Genomic DNA, 15719 nt, shown 5'->3' on the forward strand with positions numbered 1-15719 from the left:
ACCGGTCGCGAGCGCAGCGAGCCTGACCGGTGACAGTCGAGGCCGTCCGAGCGCAGCGAGGTCCATGCATTACCGGGGGTCAGGGGGGCGGAGCCCCCCCGTGGGGGGTCTCGCCGCGGACGAGCATCGCGCCCATGACGGCGACCGCGCCGGCCCACAAGGGCCAGCCGAGGACGATTTTCGCGGTGCCGAGGGCGGCCACATTGCCGGCGAGATAGAGCGGATACATGATCAGCACCCGCAGCAGGAACATCGCGGTCATCACCAGGGTGAGGCGGCCGCAGACGGCGACCATGCTCGGGTCGCGGCGCCAGCGCAGCGGGTCGGTCTTGGCGTCCGGGTCGCCGGCGCCGACGAGGAAGCCGAGGAAGGGCCATTTGGCGAGGACCGAGGCGAAGGTGGCCACGGCATACGCGCCGTTGACGAGGATGCCGGGCAGGAAGGCGTCCTGCGCGCGGCCGCTTCGCAGGGCGAAGAAGGCGGCGATCGCGGTGGCGACGACGGCGGAGAAGACGTATTGCAGGCTCTGCCGTTGCGCCACGCGTGCCATCGCGAGCAGGAGGGCGACCACCATCGCGGAGCCGACGCTCTGGCGCACATTCTGGGTGATCGTCCAGGCCACCACGAAGGCGATGGTCGGCAGCGCGGTCTCGACCGAGCCACGCCAGCCGCCGAGGGCGGCCGAGAGCCGGTGGCGGATGATCTCCTCGACGGTCGCCGCGCGCTCCTCGTCGAATAGTTTCTCGTCGGACCCGGTCATGCGGTTCCTCCTGCGGCGCGTGGAAGGAGCTCGTATGCCGCGTTGAAGATCGTCGCGACCCCGTCCGGGTGGCACACGCGACCGGTCACGCGCAGGCGGGCACCTGGTTCGATACCGCTGATGCGGCGGCGGCCGAGCCACACCAAGGTCAGGCTCTGGGTGCCGTCATACAGTTCGACGACGAGCGCGGGCGCCCGGGTGCGCGGGCGCAGGGTGACCGCCCGGACGATGCCGGTGACGGTGGCGAGCTGCCGGTCGGCCAGCTCGCCGATGACGGTGGCTCCGGTCGAGCGCGCGTGTTCCCGAAGCTCGGCGGCGTCGCGATCGCCGGCCGTGCGTGTCAGGCGTTCGGTGAGGCGCCGGAACGTCCCCGACATCGCTCAGCGCACCTCGGTGATCTCGGGCCCACGCTCGAAGGGGTCGAAGCTTTCCGGCTGCTGCTCGGCCGGCGCGGGCGCGGGCTGCTCAGGCAGGCGCAGCGGCAGCATCTCCCGGGGAGCCATCGGGGCAGCGCCGCGCACGACGACGAGCGAGCGCAGGGCTTCGACCAGCGGAGCGGCAGCCGCGTCGTCGATGGCGGCCTGACCGGACAAGACCGCGCGCAGGAACCACCGTGGCCCGTCCACCCCGATGAAGCGGGCGGGCGCGAAGACCTGCCGGCCGTCGGGAGCGAGCTGCGGCATACGGACACGGAGTTCGCGGGCGAAATCGCCGTCGACTTCATCGACGGTGCCACCCGCACCGGAGATCGCTCCCGAGATTTCCCGGCGCACATCGCGCCAGACGCCGCCCGAGCGGGGGGCGGCGAAGGCCTGCACCTGGGCGGCCGACTCGCCGATGACGATCTGCAGGCCGTTGATCGTGTCGGTGCTCTGGTCGATCTCGAGGCGGATCTCGGCACCGGGAACCGGGGCGAGCCAGACGGCGCCGAGGTCGAGGCGATCGCCGAGACCGTCGACTTCGGCGGCATCCCACGGGCCCTGAGAGCGGTTAGCCACCGCGTCCTGCGCCTCCTCCTCGACGACGTCGTCGAGGAGGTCATCGACGACGTCGTCGACCGGCTCAACCGGCTCCGCGGAGGTCTGGCTGGCGCGGCGGCGGAAAATGCTCACGATGTCCTTCTCGGCGATAGTTCTGCGGGCGCCCCTGGGGCGCGGTCGTGGATCCCGGCGAAGCCTCCGGTGGATCCGTGTCCAGTCTCCCCCCGAGTCGTCTCCGGAAGCGAATCGACCTCGTCGAAGGTGGCCTCGGCGACCTGCTGCAGGAGCAGCTGGGCGATCCGGTCGCCGGGCCGGATGGTGAAGCTTTCGGACGGGTCGAGATTGACCAGGTTGACGAGGATCTCCCCGCGATAGCCGGAGTCGATGGTGCCCGGGGCGTTGACGACGGTGATGCCGTGGCGCGCGGCCAGCCCCGAGCGGGGATGGACCAGCCCGACCCAGCCGGCGGGTACGGCGATCGCGACCCCCGTCGCGATCAGGCCCCGCTCCCCCGGTGCCAGGGTGACCTCGACGACGCTCGCGAGGTCGGCGCCGGCGTCGCCCGGGCGGGCATACGCGGGCAGGTGGGCGTCCGGACGAAGACGGCGGACGAGCACCCGAAGGCGCCCGTCCGCCGTCAGCGGCGCGTCAGGCTGCGCACTCATTGCAGACCAGGACCCCGCCCTTGTCGGACGCGAGCTGGCTGCGGTGGTGCACCAGGAAGCAGCGCGAGCAGGTGAACTCGTCGGCCTGGCGCGGGATGACCCGCACCGAGAGTTCCTCGCCGGACAGGTCGGCGCCGGGCAGTTCGAAGCCTTCCGCCTGCTCGGTCTCATCCACGTCGACACTGGAGGTGCTCTTGTCGACGCGACGGGACTTCAACTCCTCGATCGAATCCTCGGTGAGTTCGTCGTCGGTCTTGCGTGGAGCGTCGTAATCGGTTGCCATCACAGTCCTTCCCTAAGCAGTGGTATGCCGCGCAGCGAGCACGGTGAGGGTGGTCGGCTGTGCGCGGCTGGGTAACGATTTTGGTTCTCGATTTGATCCCGCGGCGCGCATTGTTCCCCATCCAGCGGGGAAAGTCACGTGAATTGACGAAACTTGCTCACGGGTTGCCCGGCCGGCCGGCCACGGCTCAGGGCGCCGTGCGGACGAGCTCGGCGAGGTGGGAGAAGCAGGCGCCGCCGGCGATGGTCATCGCCTTTTCGGGGTCGCCGCCGTCGCGGTTCTCGACCCGGCCGCCGGCCTCGGTGACGAGCAGCCAGCCGGCCGCCATGTCCCAGGGATTGAGTCCCTCCTCGTAGTGGCCGTCGAGGGTGCCGTCGGCGACATGGCACAGATCGAGCGCGGCGCTGCCGAAGCGCCGGATATCGCGCACCCTCGGCAGGATCGCGGTCAAGGCGCCCGCCTGCCGGGCACGTTGCTCGGCGTCATAGCCGAAGCCGGTGCCGATCAGGCTGAGACCGAGATCGGCCTGGGTCGAGACCCGCATCCGCATCGCCGTATGCCGGCCGCGTTGCCGCCACGCGCCCGTCCCGGTCGCGCCCCAGAACCGCTCCCCCGAGACGGGGTTGACCACGGCCCCGGCGACCGGGCGCCAGGCGCCGGGGGTGTGCACGTCGCCGGTGACAGCGGCGACGGAAACGGCATACGCCGGGATGTCGTAGACGTAGTTGACCGTGCCGTCGATCGGGTCGACGACCCATGTGATGGGGCTGCTGCCCGCTGCACTGCCGCCCTCCTCGCCGAAGAAGGCGTCCTCGGGCCGGGCCGCGTGCAGGGTCTGGGCGAGCAGTTCCTGGGCTTGGCGGTCCATGTCGGTGACGACATCGGTAGCCGAGGACTTCGTCGCCGCCACCCCGGACCGGGAACGATCGAGGATGAGCAGGGCGGCGTCGGTGGCCGCTTCGAGCGCGATCCGGGCCAGCGCGTCTGGGGCCGGGAGCTCGGGAGTCGGGGCGTACGGGCTGGTGGTCATCGGGGATCCTCTCGACCGCACCGGGTCGGCTTGACGGGTCGCTGGCTGCGGCAGCAGTCGGGCGGACAGTCGGCGGGCGGCAGGGCGGCCAGCACGTTCAGGTCTCGGGCGATGGCGGTGCCGTCCGGCTGGGCCTCGTCCGTGGCGTGGCGGGCGGCCGTGGCGCGGGCGAGCGCGAGGTCGACCAGGCCGGCGACGAATGCCGGGTCGGTGCCGACCGTGGCGGCGCGGTGGAAGTCCAGGCCGAGGCCGAGGGCATGCTCGCGGGCCTCGGTGTCGAGGTCGTAGACGACTTCGAGGTGGTCGGAGACAAAACCGATCGGAGCGACCACGACGGTGCGTGCCCCGGCTCCGGCGACGGCGTCGAGCCGGTCGAGGATGTCGGGCTCCAGCCACGGGATGTGGGGCGCCCCGGAGCGGCTGCACCAGGCCAGATCCGGGGTCAGGTCGAGGCCGAACTCGGTGTTGACGGCGGCCGTGACGGTCTCGGCCATGGCCGCGAGGCCGCGCGCATAGGCATGGCCGCCGGTCTCGGGCCGGCCAGCGGCGGCGTCGGCGGCTTCGGGGATCGAGTGGGCGACGCAGATCAGCGCGAGATCCTGACGCGGGTGGGCACCGTCGGTGGGGTGGGCGGCGGTGCCGTCGGTGGGGTGGGCAGCGGCGGCGTCGGTGGAGTGAGCAGCGGCGGCGTCGGTGGTACCAGGGCTGGTAGCGGACGCGCCGGTGTCGTCGCGGGCGGCCAGGGCGTCCCGGACGGACGCGAGCACCGCGGCGGTGACGGCCTCGACGAAGGGGGGGTGGGCGGCATACGGCGGCAATTTGTCGACCGTGATGTCGAGGCCCTCGGCGGCGACCCCGAGATCCTCGCGGTATTGGCGGCATGAGGAATAGGACTGGTAGGGGCTGGTGAGGATGGTCAGCAGCCGCGCGGGGGCGAGGCCGGCGAGGACGTCGCGGACATACGGCGGGCTGTTGCGGTTCGCGAGGTGGACGGGGATCGCGATCCCGCGGCGGGCGAGTTCGGCGTCGAGGGCTGCGACGAGTGCGCGGTTCTGGGCGTTGATCGGGCTAACGCCGCCGAAGCGGGCGTAGTGCTCGGCGACCTCGGCGAGCCGCTCTTCGGGGATACCGCGCCCGGCGGTGACGCGGCGCAGGAAGGGCATGACCTCGGGCATGCCCTCGGGGCCGCCGAAGGAGAGCAGGACGAGGGCGTCATACGGGGCGAGGGGTGCGGCTGGCACGGGACAACGCTACAAGCGGCGGCGTGGCCTGACGGCGGCGGACACCCCCGGCATGGCAGCATCGTGCCGGTCATGTGCTGAGAGCGGCCGCCCCGGCGGCCCACGTCCGGGGAGGCCCCCGCCATGCAGGAACTGCGCCTTGTCGGCGTGCATCAGGACGGCCGGCATATCTTGCTGGCCGCGCCCGATGGCACGCGCTATCGCGTCGCGATCAACGACGAGTTGCGGGTGGCCGCGCGCCACCGGGCGGCCACGGCCGGGCCTGCCGTCGCGGCGATCGAGCCGATGTCCGCGCGCGACATCCAGGCGCTGATCCGCTCTGGTGTGAGCGCGGTCGAGGCGGCGGACCGGTCGGGGTGGGCGTTGTCCAAGGTCGAAGTCTTCGCCGCACCTGTGCTCGCCGAACGCGCGCACATTGCCGGTATGGCCGCCCGCACCCGCCTGCGATCGGCCGACGGGGTCGAGTCGGAGCGCCTGGAGGCGCGCGTGGACCGAAGGTTGGCCGTGCGTGGGGTCGAACCCGGATCGGCGATCTGGGACGCCGGCCGCGGTGCCTCCGGTGCGTGGCAGGTGTTCTGCGACTTCGTGGCCGGGGGCCGTCAGCGGCGCGCAGCCTGGTCCTTCGACGCGGCTACTGGTGCCGTGCGCCCCGTGGACGACGAAGCCCGATGGCTCGCCGGCGATGACGACCCGACGGCCAAGCCGCAACCCCACCGCCTGACCGGCGAGCGCGTCTTCGACGTCGAGGTCGACGGCGGCCTGACCGAGCCGGGTGAGATTGCCGAGCCGCTGGTGAGCACCGTCGAGGCGGCGCAGTTGGACCGGACCGATGCCCTGATGACGGCGATCCGCGCGCACAGCCATGCCGGCGAGCGGCGCGGGCGCCGGCGCAGGCCGAGCCCAGGGCCGGCCCTGGACGCCGAGGTGTTGGGCGCCGAGGTGGTGGGCGCCGGTCAGGAGGGGCCGGACGGCTCGCCGGCCGGCCCGTTGACCGGCGCGGATGAGCTGACGTTCGCCGAACTCGAGGTCGATCCCGGGCCGGTGCCTGAGCCGAAGCCAGCCCGGGATGTCGAGGGTGCGGCTCTGGCGGATGCGGCCGGAAAGGTCGCGGCGGCGGGTGAGGTCGCGGCCGACGGTGCGGTGACGGCCGAATCCGGAGCCGCCGGAACCGACTCGGCTGGGCCGCCCGCAGGAGAAGGCGCCGCGGGATCGGCCCAAGCCGACGCGCCCGTCCCGGGTGCAGGCGAGGGTGCCGCGGGATCGGCCGGAACCGACTCGGCTGGGCCGAAGGCAGGAGAAGGCGCCGCGGGATCGGCCAGGCCTGAGCCGGTTGCCGCCGCCGGCGACGACGGGGGTGCCGACCCAGCCGCGTCCGTCGCGGCGACTGCCGCGACCGAGACCTCCGACGCCACCGAGGTGGTCGACTTCCCGGACAGTGACGAGATTCCGCCGCCCGCGCGCGGCACCCACCCGTTGGACCTGGCGCGCGAGGCGAAGGAGGTGCCTGCCCCGGAGCCGGCCGCTGCTGCGACATCACCGGCCGACGCGGCATCGCCGCCGGCCGACGCGGCATCGCCACGGGCCGAGGCCGCATCGCCGCCGGCCCAGGCCTCTGACGCGAACTCCGCGTCGTCACAGCTCGAGGCACCGACACCGCCCGAGGCGCCCAAACCCGCACCGCCGAAGCCAGCCCCGCCGCCCCCGAGCGGCCGGCGCAAGGGCAGGGTGGGCGTGCCCAACTGGAACGACGTGATGTTCGGACCTGCCAAGGACGCCCAAGACTGAATCACGCGGCGCCCCGAAGTCGACAGTCGGTGACACGCCGGGCGCACGGAACGGCATACGGCGTGTTTCCGACTCTCGATGTGCACATAGGGTTGCCGATCGTGGCCGAGCTGGTGTTCTTCTCCGGGACGATGGATTGCGGGAAGTCGACCCTCGCCCTGCAGATGGATCACAACCACCGCGCACGGGGCCGGGCGGGGCTCATCTTCACCCGCTTCGACCGGGCCGGTCAGTCGGTCCTCTCCTCGCGCCTGGGGCTCTCGACGCCGGCCGTCGAGGTCAGCGACGGCCTGGACCTCTGGGATGTCGTCGTCGAACGCCGCACCGGCGGGCACCGCGTCGACTATGTGATCTGTGACGAGGCCCAGTTCTACTCACCCGCGCAGGTCGAGCAACTCGCCCGGCTGGTCGATGAGATGGACGTCGATGTCTTCGCCTTTGGGATCACCAGCGACTTTCGCACCCAGCTCTTCCCCGGTTCGCGGCGCCTGATCGAGCTGGCCGACAAGGTCCAGGTGCTCCAGGTCGAGGCCCTGTGCTGGTGCGGGCGCCGCGCCACCCACAACGCGCGCGTCGTCGACGGCGTGATGGTCGTCGAGGGCGAACAGGTGGTGGTCGGCGACACCGAGGCCGCCGCTCCTGGTGTCGTCGAGTACGAAGTGCTCTGCCGCCGCCATTACATGCGACGGATGAACTCCCGCGCCGCGCATGCGGCCGCCTTGTCGGCGGACGTCCTACCCCTCGAGCTCGACGCCTGCCCGCTGCCCTGATGCCGGCCCCGCGCAGGAGTACAGCCTGATCCCCTAACCCCCGGTGCAGCTGGGATGCGCCGCGATCGACGCTGTGTGCAGACGGTGACGGGATGTGCAGCGGTCGACGGTTAGAATCGTCTACCGCTTCACATACCTCGATCATGACCCGGGCCGTCGATGTCAAGCGGTCCCCTCACGCGGAAAGGCCGCCGAGCAGCAGGGACTGGGCGATCAGCCAGCCAAAGCCGCGTGATGCAGCAGCGGGACCGAGGTCTCTGCCGACGTCAATGACCCGTGCATGCCGAGCAGCGAGAGCAGGATGGGTTTGGAGGTGCGTGAGTCCTCGACGGCGAGCCCCGGACCGAAGGCTGCGACCACGTCCCCGATCCGCGCCGCATTGCGCGCCGCGACCGGCCCGAACCAGCCCTCGTCGATGGCCTGTTCGCGGGTCAGGATCAGCGCGCGGTCGCCGAAACGCCCGGACCAGCGGGCCGCGACATCGGTCGCCGCACCCGGCAACGTGTAGACGTGGGGCGCCCGCGGCTCATTGGTGATGGCCACGACCCCGTCGTCCAACTCGGCATCCCGCGCCAGGTCGATCCGGTCGGCGAAGGGGATGTCGACCATGCCGTGATCCGCCGTGACCGTCAGGCTCGCGTCGGCCGGCAACTGTTCGGCGAGCCGGCGCAACTGGGTGTCGGCCTCCTCAAGCGCCGCGGTCCACTCCGGGGAGTCGCAGCCGTGCACGTGACCAAACTTGTCGATGTCGCCCCAGTAGAGGAAGACCAGAGCCCGCTTGTCGGCTCGCGCCGCCCGCACTGCCGCCTTGACGCCCTCCGACAGGCTTCGGGCACCGACGAAGCGCCCACCGCGCTGAGAGGCGACGGTCAGCCCGGACCCGGCGAAATAGGGCAACCCGATCCGGGTCACCGCCACCCCGTCGGCCGCCACGCGCTCGAAGATCGTCGCGTCCGGCTGCCACGCCCGCGGGTCCGGGCCGTTCTCCCATGACAAGTGATCGAAGATCACCTCGGTGCCGGGAATCCGCGCCTGGTAGCCGACCAGCCCGTGCTCACCGGGCGGCGTGCCGGTGCCGAAGGACGCGAGCGAGGTCGCCGTCGTCGACGGGAAACCGCACGTCAGATCGGGTGACCCCGGCAGAAGGGAGCGCAGGAACGGCGCGTGCCCGGCGCGCCGCCGCAGCAACTCCAGACCCAGGCCGTCGAGCAGCACCACCACCGCGCGCCGCGCGCTCCGCACCCCCAGCCCGTATGCCGTTGCCTCACTCCCAGCGCCCGGCCCACCGCCCGCACCCGGCCCACCGCCCGCACCCGGCCCACCGCCCGCACCCGGCCCACCGCCCGCACCGACCATATCGCCGCCCAGGTCAACTCCGATCGACGCCGCGAGCGCCGGCAGCACCTGCGGCAGGCTGGTGTGCGTATAGCTCGGCGGATGGAAGCCCGGCGGCCGGGCCACCTCAGCGCCCGATCCGCGCCGACAGGGCGTGGGCGAAGGCCATCCCCTGCGTCAGGACGCCGTCCCCGTCGGCGTCCGCGGACAGCCGCAAGACCAGGTCATCGGAGGCGATCGTGCCCTCCAGTCCGTGGTCGGCGTCGCAGGCGGGGTCTCCGCAGGTCGCCGGCAGCAGGTCGACCCGGCTGACCGTGCCCCACCCGACCGTCAAGGTCATCTCCCGCCCCAGCGAGCCGGGGACATAGTTGCGGGGGTCGGCGACTACGTGGGTGAGCATCACCCCACGCACGAATCGCAGGGGCACCGACTCGGTGGTGGCGGTCGCCACGTCTTCCATGCCGTGGGGATCGTCGGAGTGATCGTCGGCATGACCGATGACCAGGCGCGTCTCGGTGAGCACGAGCACGGTGACGTGCCGGCGCACGGCGTCGGCGTCGAAGGTCGTTTCCTGGTGGACGAGGAAGGAGACGACCGGCTCCCCGGCGAGCGCGGCACCGACGACATCGGCGACCAGCGCCGGATAATAGCCGGCCTGCTCGATGGCGACGGTCAGGCCCTGCGGCAGAGCCGGAAAGGCGGGCAAACCCCTACGTGGCGACATACGGTCATCATGCCAAAGGCCACCGACAGCCTCGGCGAGCTCCGCTCGGCGGACGCGACGGGGCATCGCCCGTCGAATCCGCCACCGGTCAGGTCAAGGCCCGCCGGCGGATGTCCTTGCGCTTGGCCGGCGGCGCGAGCACGACCTCGGCACCGAGGACGTCGACCCCCGCAGGGTGGGCGATCACCGGGTTGAGCACGATCGAGGCCAGCTCGGGCAGGTCGTCGGAGAGCATCGAGAGCCGCCCGACCACATCGGCGAGCGCCAAGCGGTCCACCGGCGGCGCGCCCTTGTAGCCGGTGAGCAGCGGCGCCGCCTTGATTTCTGAGATCAACTCGTCCACGTCCACATCGGTCAGGGGCGGGATGCGGTAGGCCACGTCATGGAGCAGGTCGTGTGCCAGCCCGGCGATCGCAAAGCTCACCACCGGCCCGAAGAGGTGGTCCTCGGTGCCGGCCACGACGCAGGAGACGCCCGGGTGCGCCATGCGCTGCACGACATACGCCGCGCGGTCGTAGGCCGCAAGCCGGTCCTCCAGCGAGTCGTAGGCCTCACGGACCGCATCCCCATTGGGCAGGTCGAGCCGCACGCCCTGGAGTGTCGCTTGGCCGCGCACCATGGGCGAGAGCGACTTCACGACCACCGGGAAGCCGACCTCCTCGGCGGCAGCGACCGCCTCGTCCGCACTCGTGACCCGCACGCGGGGCCACAGGTCGATGCCATAGGTCGCGAGCAGCTTGCGCGCCTCCTCGTGCGGCAGCATCAGACCGCCCGGCTCGGCAGCCAGCGCGGCGTCGACGATCTCCTGAGCCCCGACCTTGACCACGCCGGCGCGCGAGAGCAACTCGCCCTTCTCCTTGCGCCGCCACGCGGCATACCGCGTCGCATGGCCGAGCGCGCGGATCGCGTCCTCGGGGGTGGTGTAGAGCGGGAGCTTGCGCGGCGCGCGGCCGTCGTCGGTCGGCACCTCGACGGTCAGGGGCGGGCCGTCAGCAATACCGCGGGTCCCGATCATCGTTGCGACACAGGTCTTTTCGGATCCAGCTGCCACCTCGCCGATAATTGCGATGGCCTCCTCCTCGCGCCCGATCAGGGGCGGGGTGAAGGTCACCACGACCGAGTCCACCCCGGGGTCGGCGAAGGCTTTCTGCAGCTTTTTGCGGAATTGATCCAGCGGCGCCTCCGCATCGACGCTCGACGGGCCGTGCGCGATCCGCAGTCCGGCGCTCTCGGCCGCCTGCGCGGTAAGGGCCGACAGCTGCACCGAGTTGCCGACGATCGCGACCCGGTCTCCCGGCGGCTCCGGCTGGTAGATCAACACCTGGGCGGCGTCAAACATCTGGTGGATGGTGTCAACGTGCACGACGCCCGCCTGGCGCAGCATCGCGGTGAATGCCGCCGGGTCGACCTCGGTCTCGCGGACCCGATGCCCGGGGGGTGCGCCATGGCGCGAGACCCCCGACTTCACGACAATGACCGCCTTCGCCATCGCCAGACGGCGCGCGATCCGCGAGAACTTGCGGGGATTACCCATCGACTCCAGGTAGAGCCCGACGCCGTGCGTCTGGTCGTCGTCGATCCAGTACTGCATCAAGTCGTTGCCCGAGACATCGAGCCGGTTGCCGGCGGACGCAAAGCTCGACAGACCCAGCCCGCGGCGCCCGGCCGATTGTAGGACCGCGATGCCCAGCGGGCCGGACTGGGCGAACAACCCGAAATGCCCGGCTGGAATCCGTTGCGGCGCAAGGGAAGCGTTCATCGACAACGCCGTATTGATGATGCCGAAGGAGTTCGGCCCGACAATCCGCATGCCGCTGTCGCGCGCCAGGCGCAGCAGCCGCCGCTCCAGCCGCTGCCCCTCCTTGCCCTTCTCGGCGAACCCCGCCGAGACGATGACGACGGCGTGCACGCCGGCCTGAGCGCAGTCGTCCACGACCTCCAGCACCGATGCCGCCGGCACCGCCACCACGGCGACATTGACCTGAGCAGGGATGGCCGCGACCCGGGGGTGCGTCTCCACGCCGAGGATTTCCTCGGCGGTGGGGTTCACGGCATACAACTGGCCGGTGAAGCCGCCGTCGAGGAGGTGACGCAAGATCTCGTGGCCGGCGCTGCCGGGTGTGCGTCCCGCGCCGATCACGGCGAGCACCTGCGGCGCGAGCAGGCCGGAGATGCTCAGTGATTCGGCACGGTGCTCCCGCGCCAGACGCACCGACTCCGACTTCTCCGTCGGCTCGATGTCGAAGTGGACGACGACCACGCCATCCTCGACACGCCGCGACACCGCATAGCCGGCATCGGCGAAGACGGCGAGCATCCGGTGGTTCTGCGGAAGCACTTCGGCCTCGAAGCTGGTCAGCCCGGCATCGCGGCCGATATCGGCCAGGTGCTCCAGGAGCACCGACCCGATCCCCCGCCCCTGATAGTGGTCGCTGATGTTGAAGGCCACCTCGGCGGACGTGGGGCTGATCATGTCATAACGCCCGATGCCGATGATCTCCTCGCGGTGGGTCACGACGAGTGCCACCCGATCGACATAATCGACCTCGGTGAATCGGTGAATGTCCTTCTCGCTCAACTCTTTCAGCGGAGCGAAGAAGCGCAGATAGATCGACTCGGCCGACTGCCCGGCGTGAAAACGCCGCACCCGGTCGGCGTCCTGCGGCAGGATCGGCCGCACATGCCCGACACTGCCGTCCCGCAGGACGACGTCGGCCTCCCACTCGTGCGGATAGCCGGGAGGAAGAGCGTCGCCGTCCATGCCCCCCATCCTGACAGACGCCAGATTGCTGCCTGCAGCACGCACGGGTAGCGGGTGGCACACTGACGCCCGTGGACTACGCGCAGGTCGTACGCCGGCGCCGGATGACCCGCCGCTTTCGCGCCGACGCGCCCGTCGACCCCGATCTCGTATGCCGTTTGCTCGCCGACGCCGGCCGGGCACCGAGCGCGGGCTTCAGCCAGGGATGGGCATATGTCGCCCTGGTCACCGACGTCGATCGCGATCGTTTCTGGGCGGCGGCCACGCCGCCCTCAGCCATCCCGCCGCCTGCAGCCACGGCGCCCCCCGCGGCCACGGCGACATCGTCCGGGAGCACCCGCGCCGCGTGGCTGGCCGGCGTGCGTGCCGCGCCGGTGCTGATCCTCGCGCTGGCCGACGAGGGCACCTACCGCCTCCGCTATGCCGAGCCGGACAAGGGCGCCACGCCGCCCCCGGATCAGGACTGGCCGATCCCCTACTGGCTCACCGACACCGCGATGGGGGTGCTGCTCATTCTCCTCGGCGCCGCCGACAACGGGCTCGGCGCGCTCTTCTTCGGGGTGCCGGGCGCGCGGCATACAGCCGTGAAGGAGGCCTTCGGCATCCCCGCCGACCGTGACATCGTCGGCGTCGTCGCCCTCGGCCACGAGGAGCGCCGGGTCGGCGGGTCGGCGCGCCACCGCCCCCGGCGCGGCCCCGAGGACTACGTTCATTGGGGCCGCTTCGGCGCGCCCACGCCCGACGCACCGGCGTCGGTCCGCGAGAATGCCGAACACGAAGGCCCCAGCCCGGCAGCCCAGCCCGGGTGACCGGCACCATCAAGACCGGCGCACGCCGCCGAAGGAGATACCGCACGTATGGCCGGCCCACGCCCTGGCGGCGAGAATCCGCCCCCGGATGACAGCCAGATCGTCGACATTGATGTCAGCGAGGAGATGCGCAACGCCTTCCTCGAATACTCGGTCTCGGTCATCCACTCCCGCGCGCTGCCCGATGCCCGCGACGGGCTCAAGCCCGTGCAACGCCGCATTCTCTACAGCATGCACGAGCTGGGCTTGCGGCCCGATCGCGGCCACGTCAAGTCCTCGCGGGTCGTCGGCGACGTCATGGGCAAATACCACCCGCACGGCGACCAGGCGATCTACGACGCCCTGGTGCGGATGGCTCAGCCCTTCGCCATGCGGCTGCCGCTCGTCGACGGGCACGGCAACTTCGGCTCCCTCGACGCCGGTCCGGCCGCCTCGCGCTACACCGAGGCCCGTTTAGCGCCCGCCGCCCTCCTCATGGTCACCGGGCTCGACGAAGAGACCGTCGACGAGGTCCCCAACTACGACGACCAGCTCCTACAGCCGGCCGTTCTGCCCGCGGCCTACCCCAACCTGCTGGTCAACGGCACGACCGGTATCGCCGTCGGGATGGCCACCTCGATGCCGCCGCACAATCTCATCGAAGTCATCGCGGCCGCGCGCCACCTGATCGCCCACCCGAACTGCTCCCTGACCGACCTGATGCGCTTCGTCCCCGGCCCCGACCTGCCGGAGGGCGGACGCATCGTCGGGCTGGACGGCATACGGGACGCCTATCTGAGCGGGCGCGGCGTCTTCCGCACGCGGGCCACGACGCGCATTGAGAAGATCACGCCGCGCCGCACGGGCATCGTCGTCACCGAGTTGCCCTATCAGGTCGGGCCGGAGAAGGTCACCGCCCGGATCAAGGAGCTCGTGCAGGCCAAGAAACTGCAAGGCATCAGCGACCTGAAAGACCTCACCGACCGCAAGAACGGCCTGCGGCTGGTCATCGAGATCAAGAACGGCTTCAACCCCGATGCCGTGCTGGAGCAGCTCTACAAGTTGACCCCGATGGAGGACTCCTTCGGGATCAATAACGTCGCCCTCGTCGGTGGCCAGCCGCGCACCCTGGGCCTGAAGGAGCTGCTGCAAGTATTCGTCGACTTCCGCATCGACGTCGTCCGGCGGCGCACGACCTATCGTCTCGGCAAGCGCGTCGACGAGCTGCACCTGGTCGACGGCCTGCTGATTGCCATCGTCGACATCGACGAGGTCATCCAGATCATCCGCAGCAGTGACGACACCGAGATGGCGCGGACCCGCTTGAGGCAGGTCTTCGACCTGACCCAAGTCCAGGCCGACTACATCCTCGAGCTGCGCCTGCGCCGGCTGACCAAGTTCAGCCGCATCGAGCTGGAGAACCGGCGCGACACCCTGCGCGCCGAGATCGCCGAGTTGGAAGCCCTCCTCGCCGACGACGCCCTGCTCCGCAAGCTGGTGTCGAGCGAACTCGCCGATGTCGCGAAGGCGCACGGCACGCCACGCCGCACGGTGCTCCTCGAGTCCGCCGGCACCCCGGCCACTGCCACCACGCCGCTGGAAGTCGCCGACGACCCGTGCTGGGTGTTGCTGTCCTCGACCGGCCTGCTGGCCCGCACCGCAGGCGCCGACCCGATCCCCGCCGCCGGGGGCCGCGCCAAGCATGACGCGATCGTCGGGGCGGTGCGCACCACCGCGCGCGGCCAGGTCGGGGTCGTCACCACCGCCGGCCGTATGGTGCGTCTCCCCGCCCTGGACCTGCCCACCCTCCCACTGACCAGCGGCGCACCGAACCTCGCCGGTGGGACACCCCTGAAGGCGTTCGTCGAGTTGGCGCGGAACGAGCGGGTGCTCACCCTCGCGACGATCGGACCGGACGCACCGACGCTTGCCCTCGGCACGGCCACCGGCGTCGTCAAGCGGGTCAGCCCGGACTACCCGGTCGGCCGGACCGAATGGGAGGTCATCGCGCTGCGTCCCGGCGACAGCGTGGTGGGGGCCGCGGAGGTGCTGAGCGCGGACGACGATCTGATCTTCATCACCGCGCAGGCCCAACTCTTGCGTTTCCCGGCGACAGCGGTGCGTCCGCAGGGGCGCGCCGCCAGCGGGATGGCCGGCATCCGGCTGGCGCCGAAGGATCGCGTCGCCTTCTTCGGTGTCGTCCCCTCCGCTGGGGAGGCGATCGTCGTCACGTCGAGCGGCACGTCCGACGCATTGCCCGGCACCCAGGCCGGCGCCCTGAAGGTGGCCCCGTATGCGGAGTATCCGCCCAAGGGCCGGGGCACGGGTGGCGTGCGTGCGCACCGCTTCCTCAAAGGTGAGGACGTCCTGGTGCTGGCCTGGGCCGGCGCTCTCCCGGCCCGGGCATCTGCCGCGAACGGCGTCGCCATCGAGTTGCCCGCGGCGACCGGGAAACGGGACGGCTCCGGCATACCGGCCGCGTCGATCATCGACAGCATTGCCGGCCCGCCGCGCGAACTGACCGGCACCGCCCTCGCCGCAGACGGGGGGCATACGGCAGAGTCTGACGATGTCGAGGCCACCGAGGAGTAGGAGGG

At 71.3% G+C, this 15719-nt stretch carries 14 protein-coding genes; 4 read left to right on the forward strand and 10 right to left on the reverse strand.

Annotation, left to right across the window (positions count from 1 at the left end; translation table 11 throughout):
• Window positions 1-79 precede the first annotated feature (79 nt).
• The 7 genes from ABD209_RS16775 to ABD209_RS16805 form a co-directional block, all read right to left on the reverse strand.
• Window positions 80-760 carry a DUF3159 domain-containing protein gene (locus tag ABD209_RS16775; protein WP_344068349.1) on the reverse strand — a complete coding sequence of 227 codons (681 nt, stop codon included), beginning with the start codon at window positions 758-760 and terminating at the stop codon, window positions 80-82.
• Window positions 757-1137 carry an OB-fold nucleic acid binding domain-containing protein gene (locus tag ABD209_RS16780; protein ID WP_344068352.1) on the reverse strand — a complete coding sequence of 127 codons (381 nt, stop codon included), beginning with the start codon at window positions 1135-1137 and terminating at the stop codon, window positions 757-759. Before ABD209_RS16780 ends, ABD209_RS16775 begins: the two co-directional genes overlap by 4 nt.
• Before the next feature lie 3 nt (window positions 1138-1140).
• Window positions 1141-1872, reverse strand: a complete 732-nt coding sequence (locus tag ABD209_RS16785; RefSeq protein ID WP_344068355.1) for a DUF3710 domain-containing protein — start codon at window positions 1870-1872, stop codon at window positions 1141-1143.
• Window positions 1869-2405: a dUTP diphosphatase gene (dut, locus tag ABD209_RS16790; protein ID WP_344068361.1), complete on the reverse strand. Its 537-nt coding sequence runs from the start codon at window positions 2403-2405 to the stop codon at window positions 1869-1871. Before dut ends, ABD209_RS16785 begins: the two co-directional genes overlap by 4 nt.
• Window positions 2389-2688 carry a DUF4193 domain-containing protein gene (locus ABD209_RS16795; RefSeq protein WP_344068364.1) on the reverse strand — a complete coding sequence of 100 codons (300 nt, stop codon included), beginning with the start codon at window positions 2686-2688 and terminating at the stop codon, window positions 2389-2391. Before ABD209_RS16795 ends, dut begins: the two co-directional genes overlap by 17 nt.
• Window positions 2689-2875: 187 nt before the next feature.
• Window positions 2876-3718, reverse strand: a complete 843-nt coding sequence (locus tag ABD209_RS16800) for an inositol monophosphatase family protein (RefSeq protein ID WP_344068366.1) — start codon at window positions 3716-3718, stop codon at window positions 2876-2878.
• Complete coding sequence (locus ABD209_RS16805) at window positions 3715-4959, reverse strand: ferrochelatase (RefSeq protein ID WP_344068369.1); 1245 nt, start codon at window positions 4957-4959, stop codon at window positions 3715-3717. The genes ABD209_RS16800 and ABD209_RS16805 overlap by 4 nt, the downstream gene beginning before the upstream one ends.
• A 123-nt stretch (window positions 4960-5082) precedes the next feature.
• Between ABD209_RS16805 and sepH the strand changes: the two genes are divergently transcribed.
• Window positions 5083-6744, forward strand: coding sequence for a septation protein SepH (sepH, locus tag ABD209_RS16810; protein WP_344068373.1), 1662 nt, complete (start codon window positions 5083-5085; stop codon window positions 6742-6744).
• A 101-nt stretch (window positions 6745-6845) separates the two neighbouring features.
• A complete protein-coding gene (locus ABD209_RS16815; RefSeq protein ID WP_344068376.1) occupies window positions 6846-7514 on the forward strand; it encodes a thymidine kinase in 669 nt (222 codons plus the stop codon).
• 213 nt (window positions 7515-7727) lie between these two features.
• Here ABD209_RS16815 and ABD209_RS16820 read toward each other — a convergent pair whose 3' ends face one another.
• The 3 genes from ABD209_RS16820 to ABD209_RS16830 all read right to left on the reverse strand — a co-directional run bounded on the left by ABD209_RS16820 (window position 7728) and on the right by ABD209_RS16830 (window position 12334).
• Window positions 7728-8975 (reverse strand): alkaline phosphatase family protein, encoded by a 1248-nt coding sequence (locus tag ABD209_RS16820; RefSeq protein ID WP_344068379.1) that lies wholly within the window; start codon window positions 8973-8975, stop codon window positions 7728-7730.
• A 1-nt stretch (window position 8976) separates the two neighbouring features.
• Window positions 8977-9573 carry a DUF5998 family protein gene (locus ABD209_RS16825; protein ID WP_344068382.1) on the reverse strand — a complete coding sequence of 199 codons (597 nt, stop codon included), beginning with the start codon at window positions 9571-9573 and terminating at the stop codon, window positions 8977-8979.
• Window positions 9574-9661: 88 nt separating this feature from the next.
• On the reverse strand, window positions 9662-12334 hold the full coding sequence (locus ABD209_RS16830) for a bifunctional acetate--CoA ligase family protein/GNAT family N-acetyltransferase (RefSeq protein ID WP_344068385.1): 2673 nt from the start codon (window positions 12332-12334) through the stop codon (window positions 9662-9664).
• Window positions 12335-12405: 71 nt separating this feature from the next.
• Here ABD209_RS16830 and ABD209_RS16835 point away from each other — a divergent pair, with 71 nt between their 5' ends.
• Entirely contained in the window at window positions 12406-13143 is a 738-nt protein-coding gene (locus ABD209_RS16835) for a nitroreductase family protein (protein WP_344068388.1), read from the forward strand.
• 48 nt (window positions 13144-13191) lie between these two features.
• Entirely contained in the window at window positions 13192-15714 is a 2523-nt protein-coding gene (locus tag ABD209_RS16840) for a DNA gyrase/topoisomerase IV subunit A (protein WP_344068391.1), read from the forward strand.
• Window positions 15715-15719: the final 5 nt, after the last annotated feature.

Source organism: Nostocoides vanveenii, assembly GCF_039531165.1.
In the GTDB taxonomy this organism is placed as follows: Bacteria; Actinomycetota; Actinomycetes; order Actinomycetales; family Dermatophilaceae; genus Nostocoides_A; species Nostocoides_A vanveenii.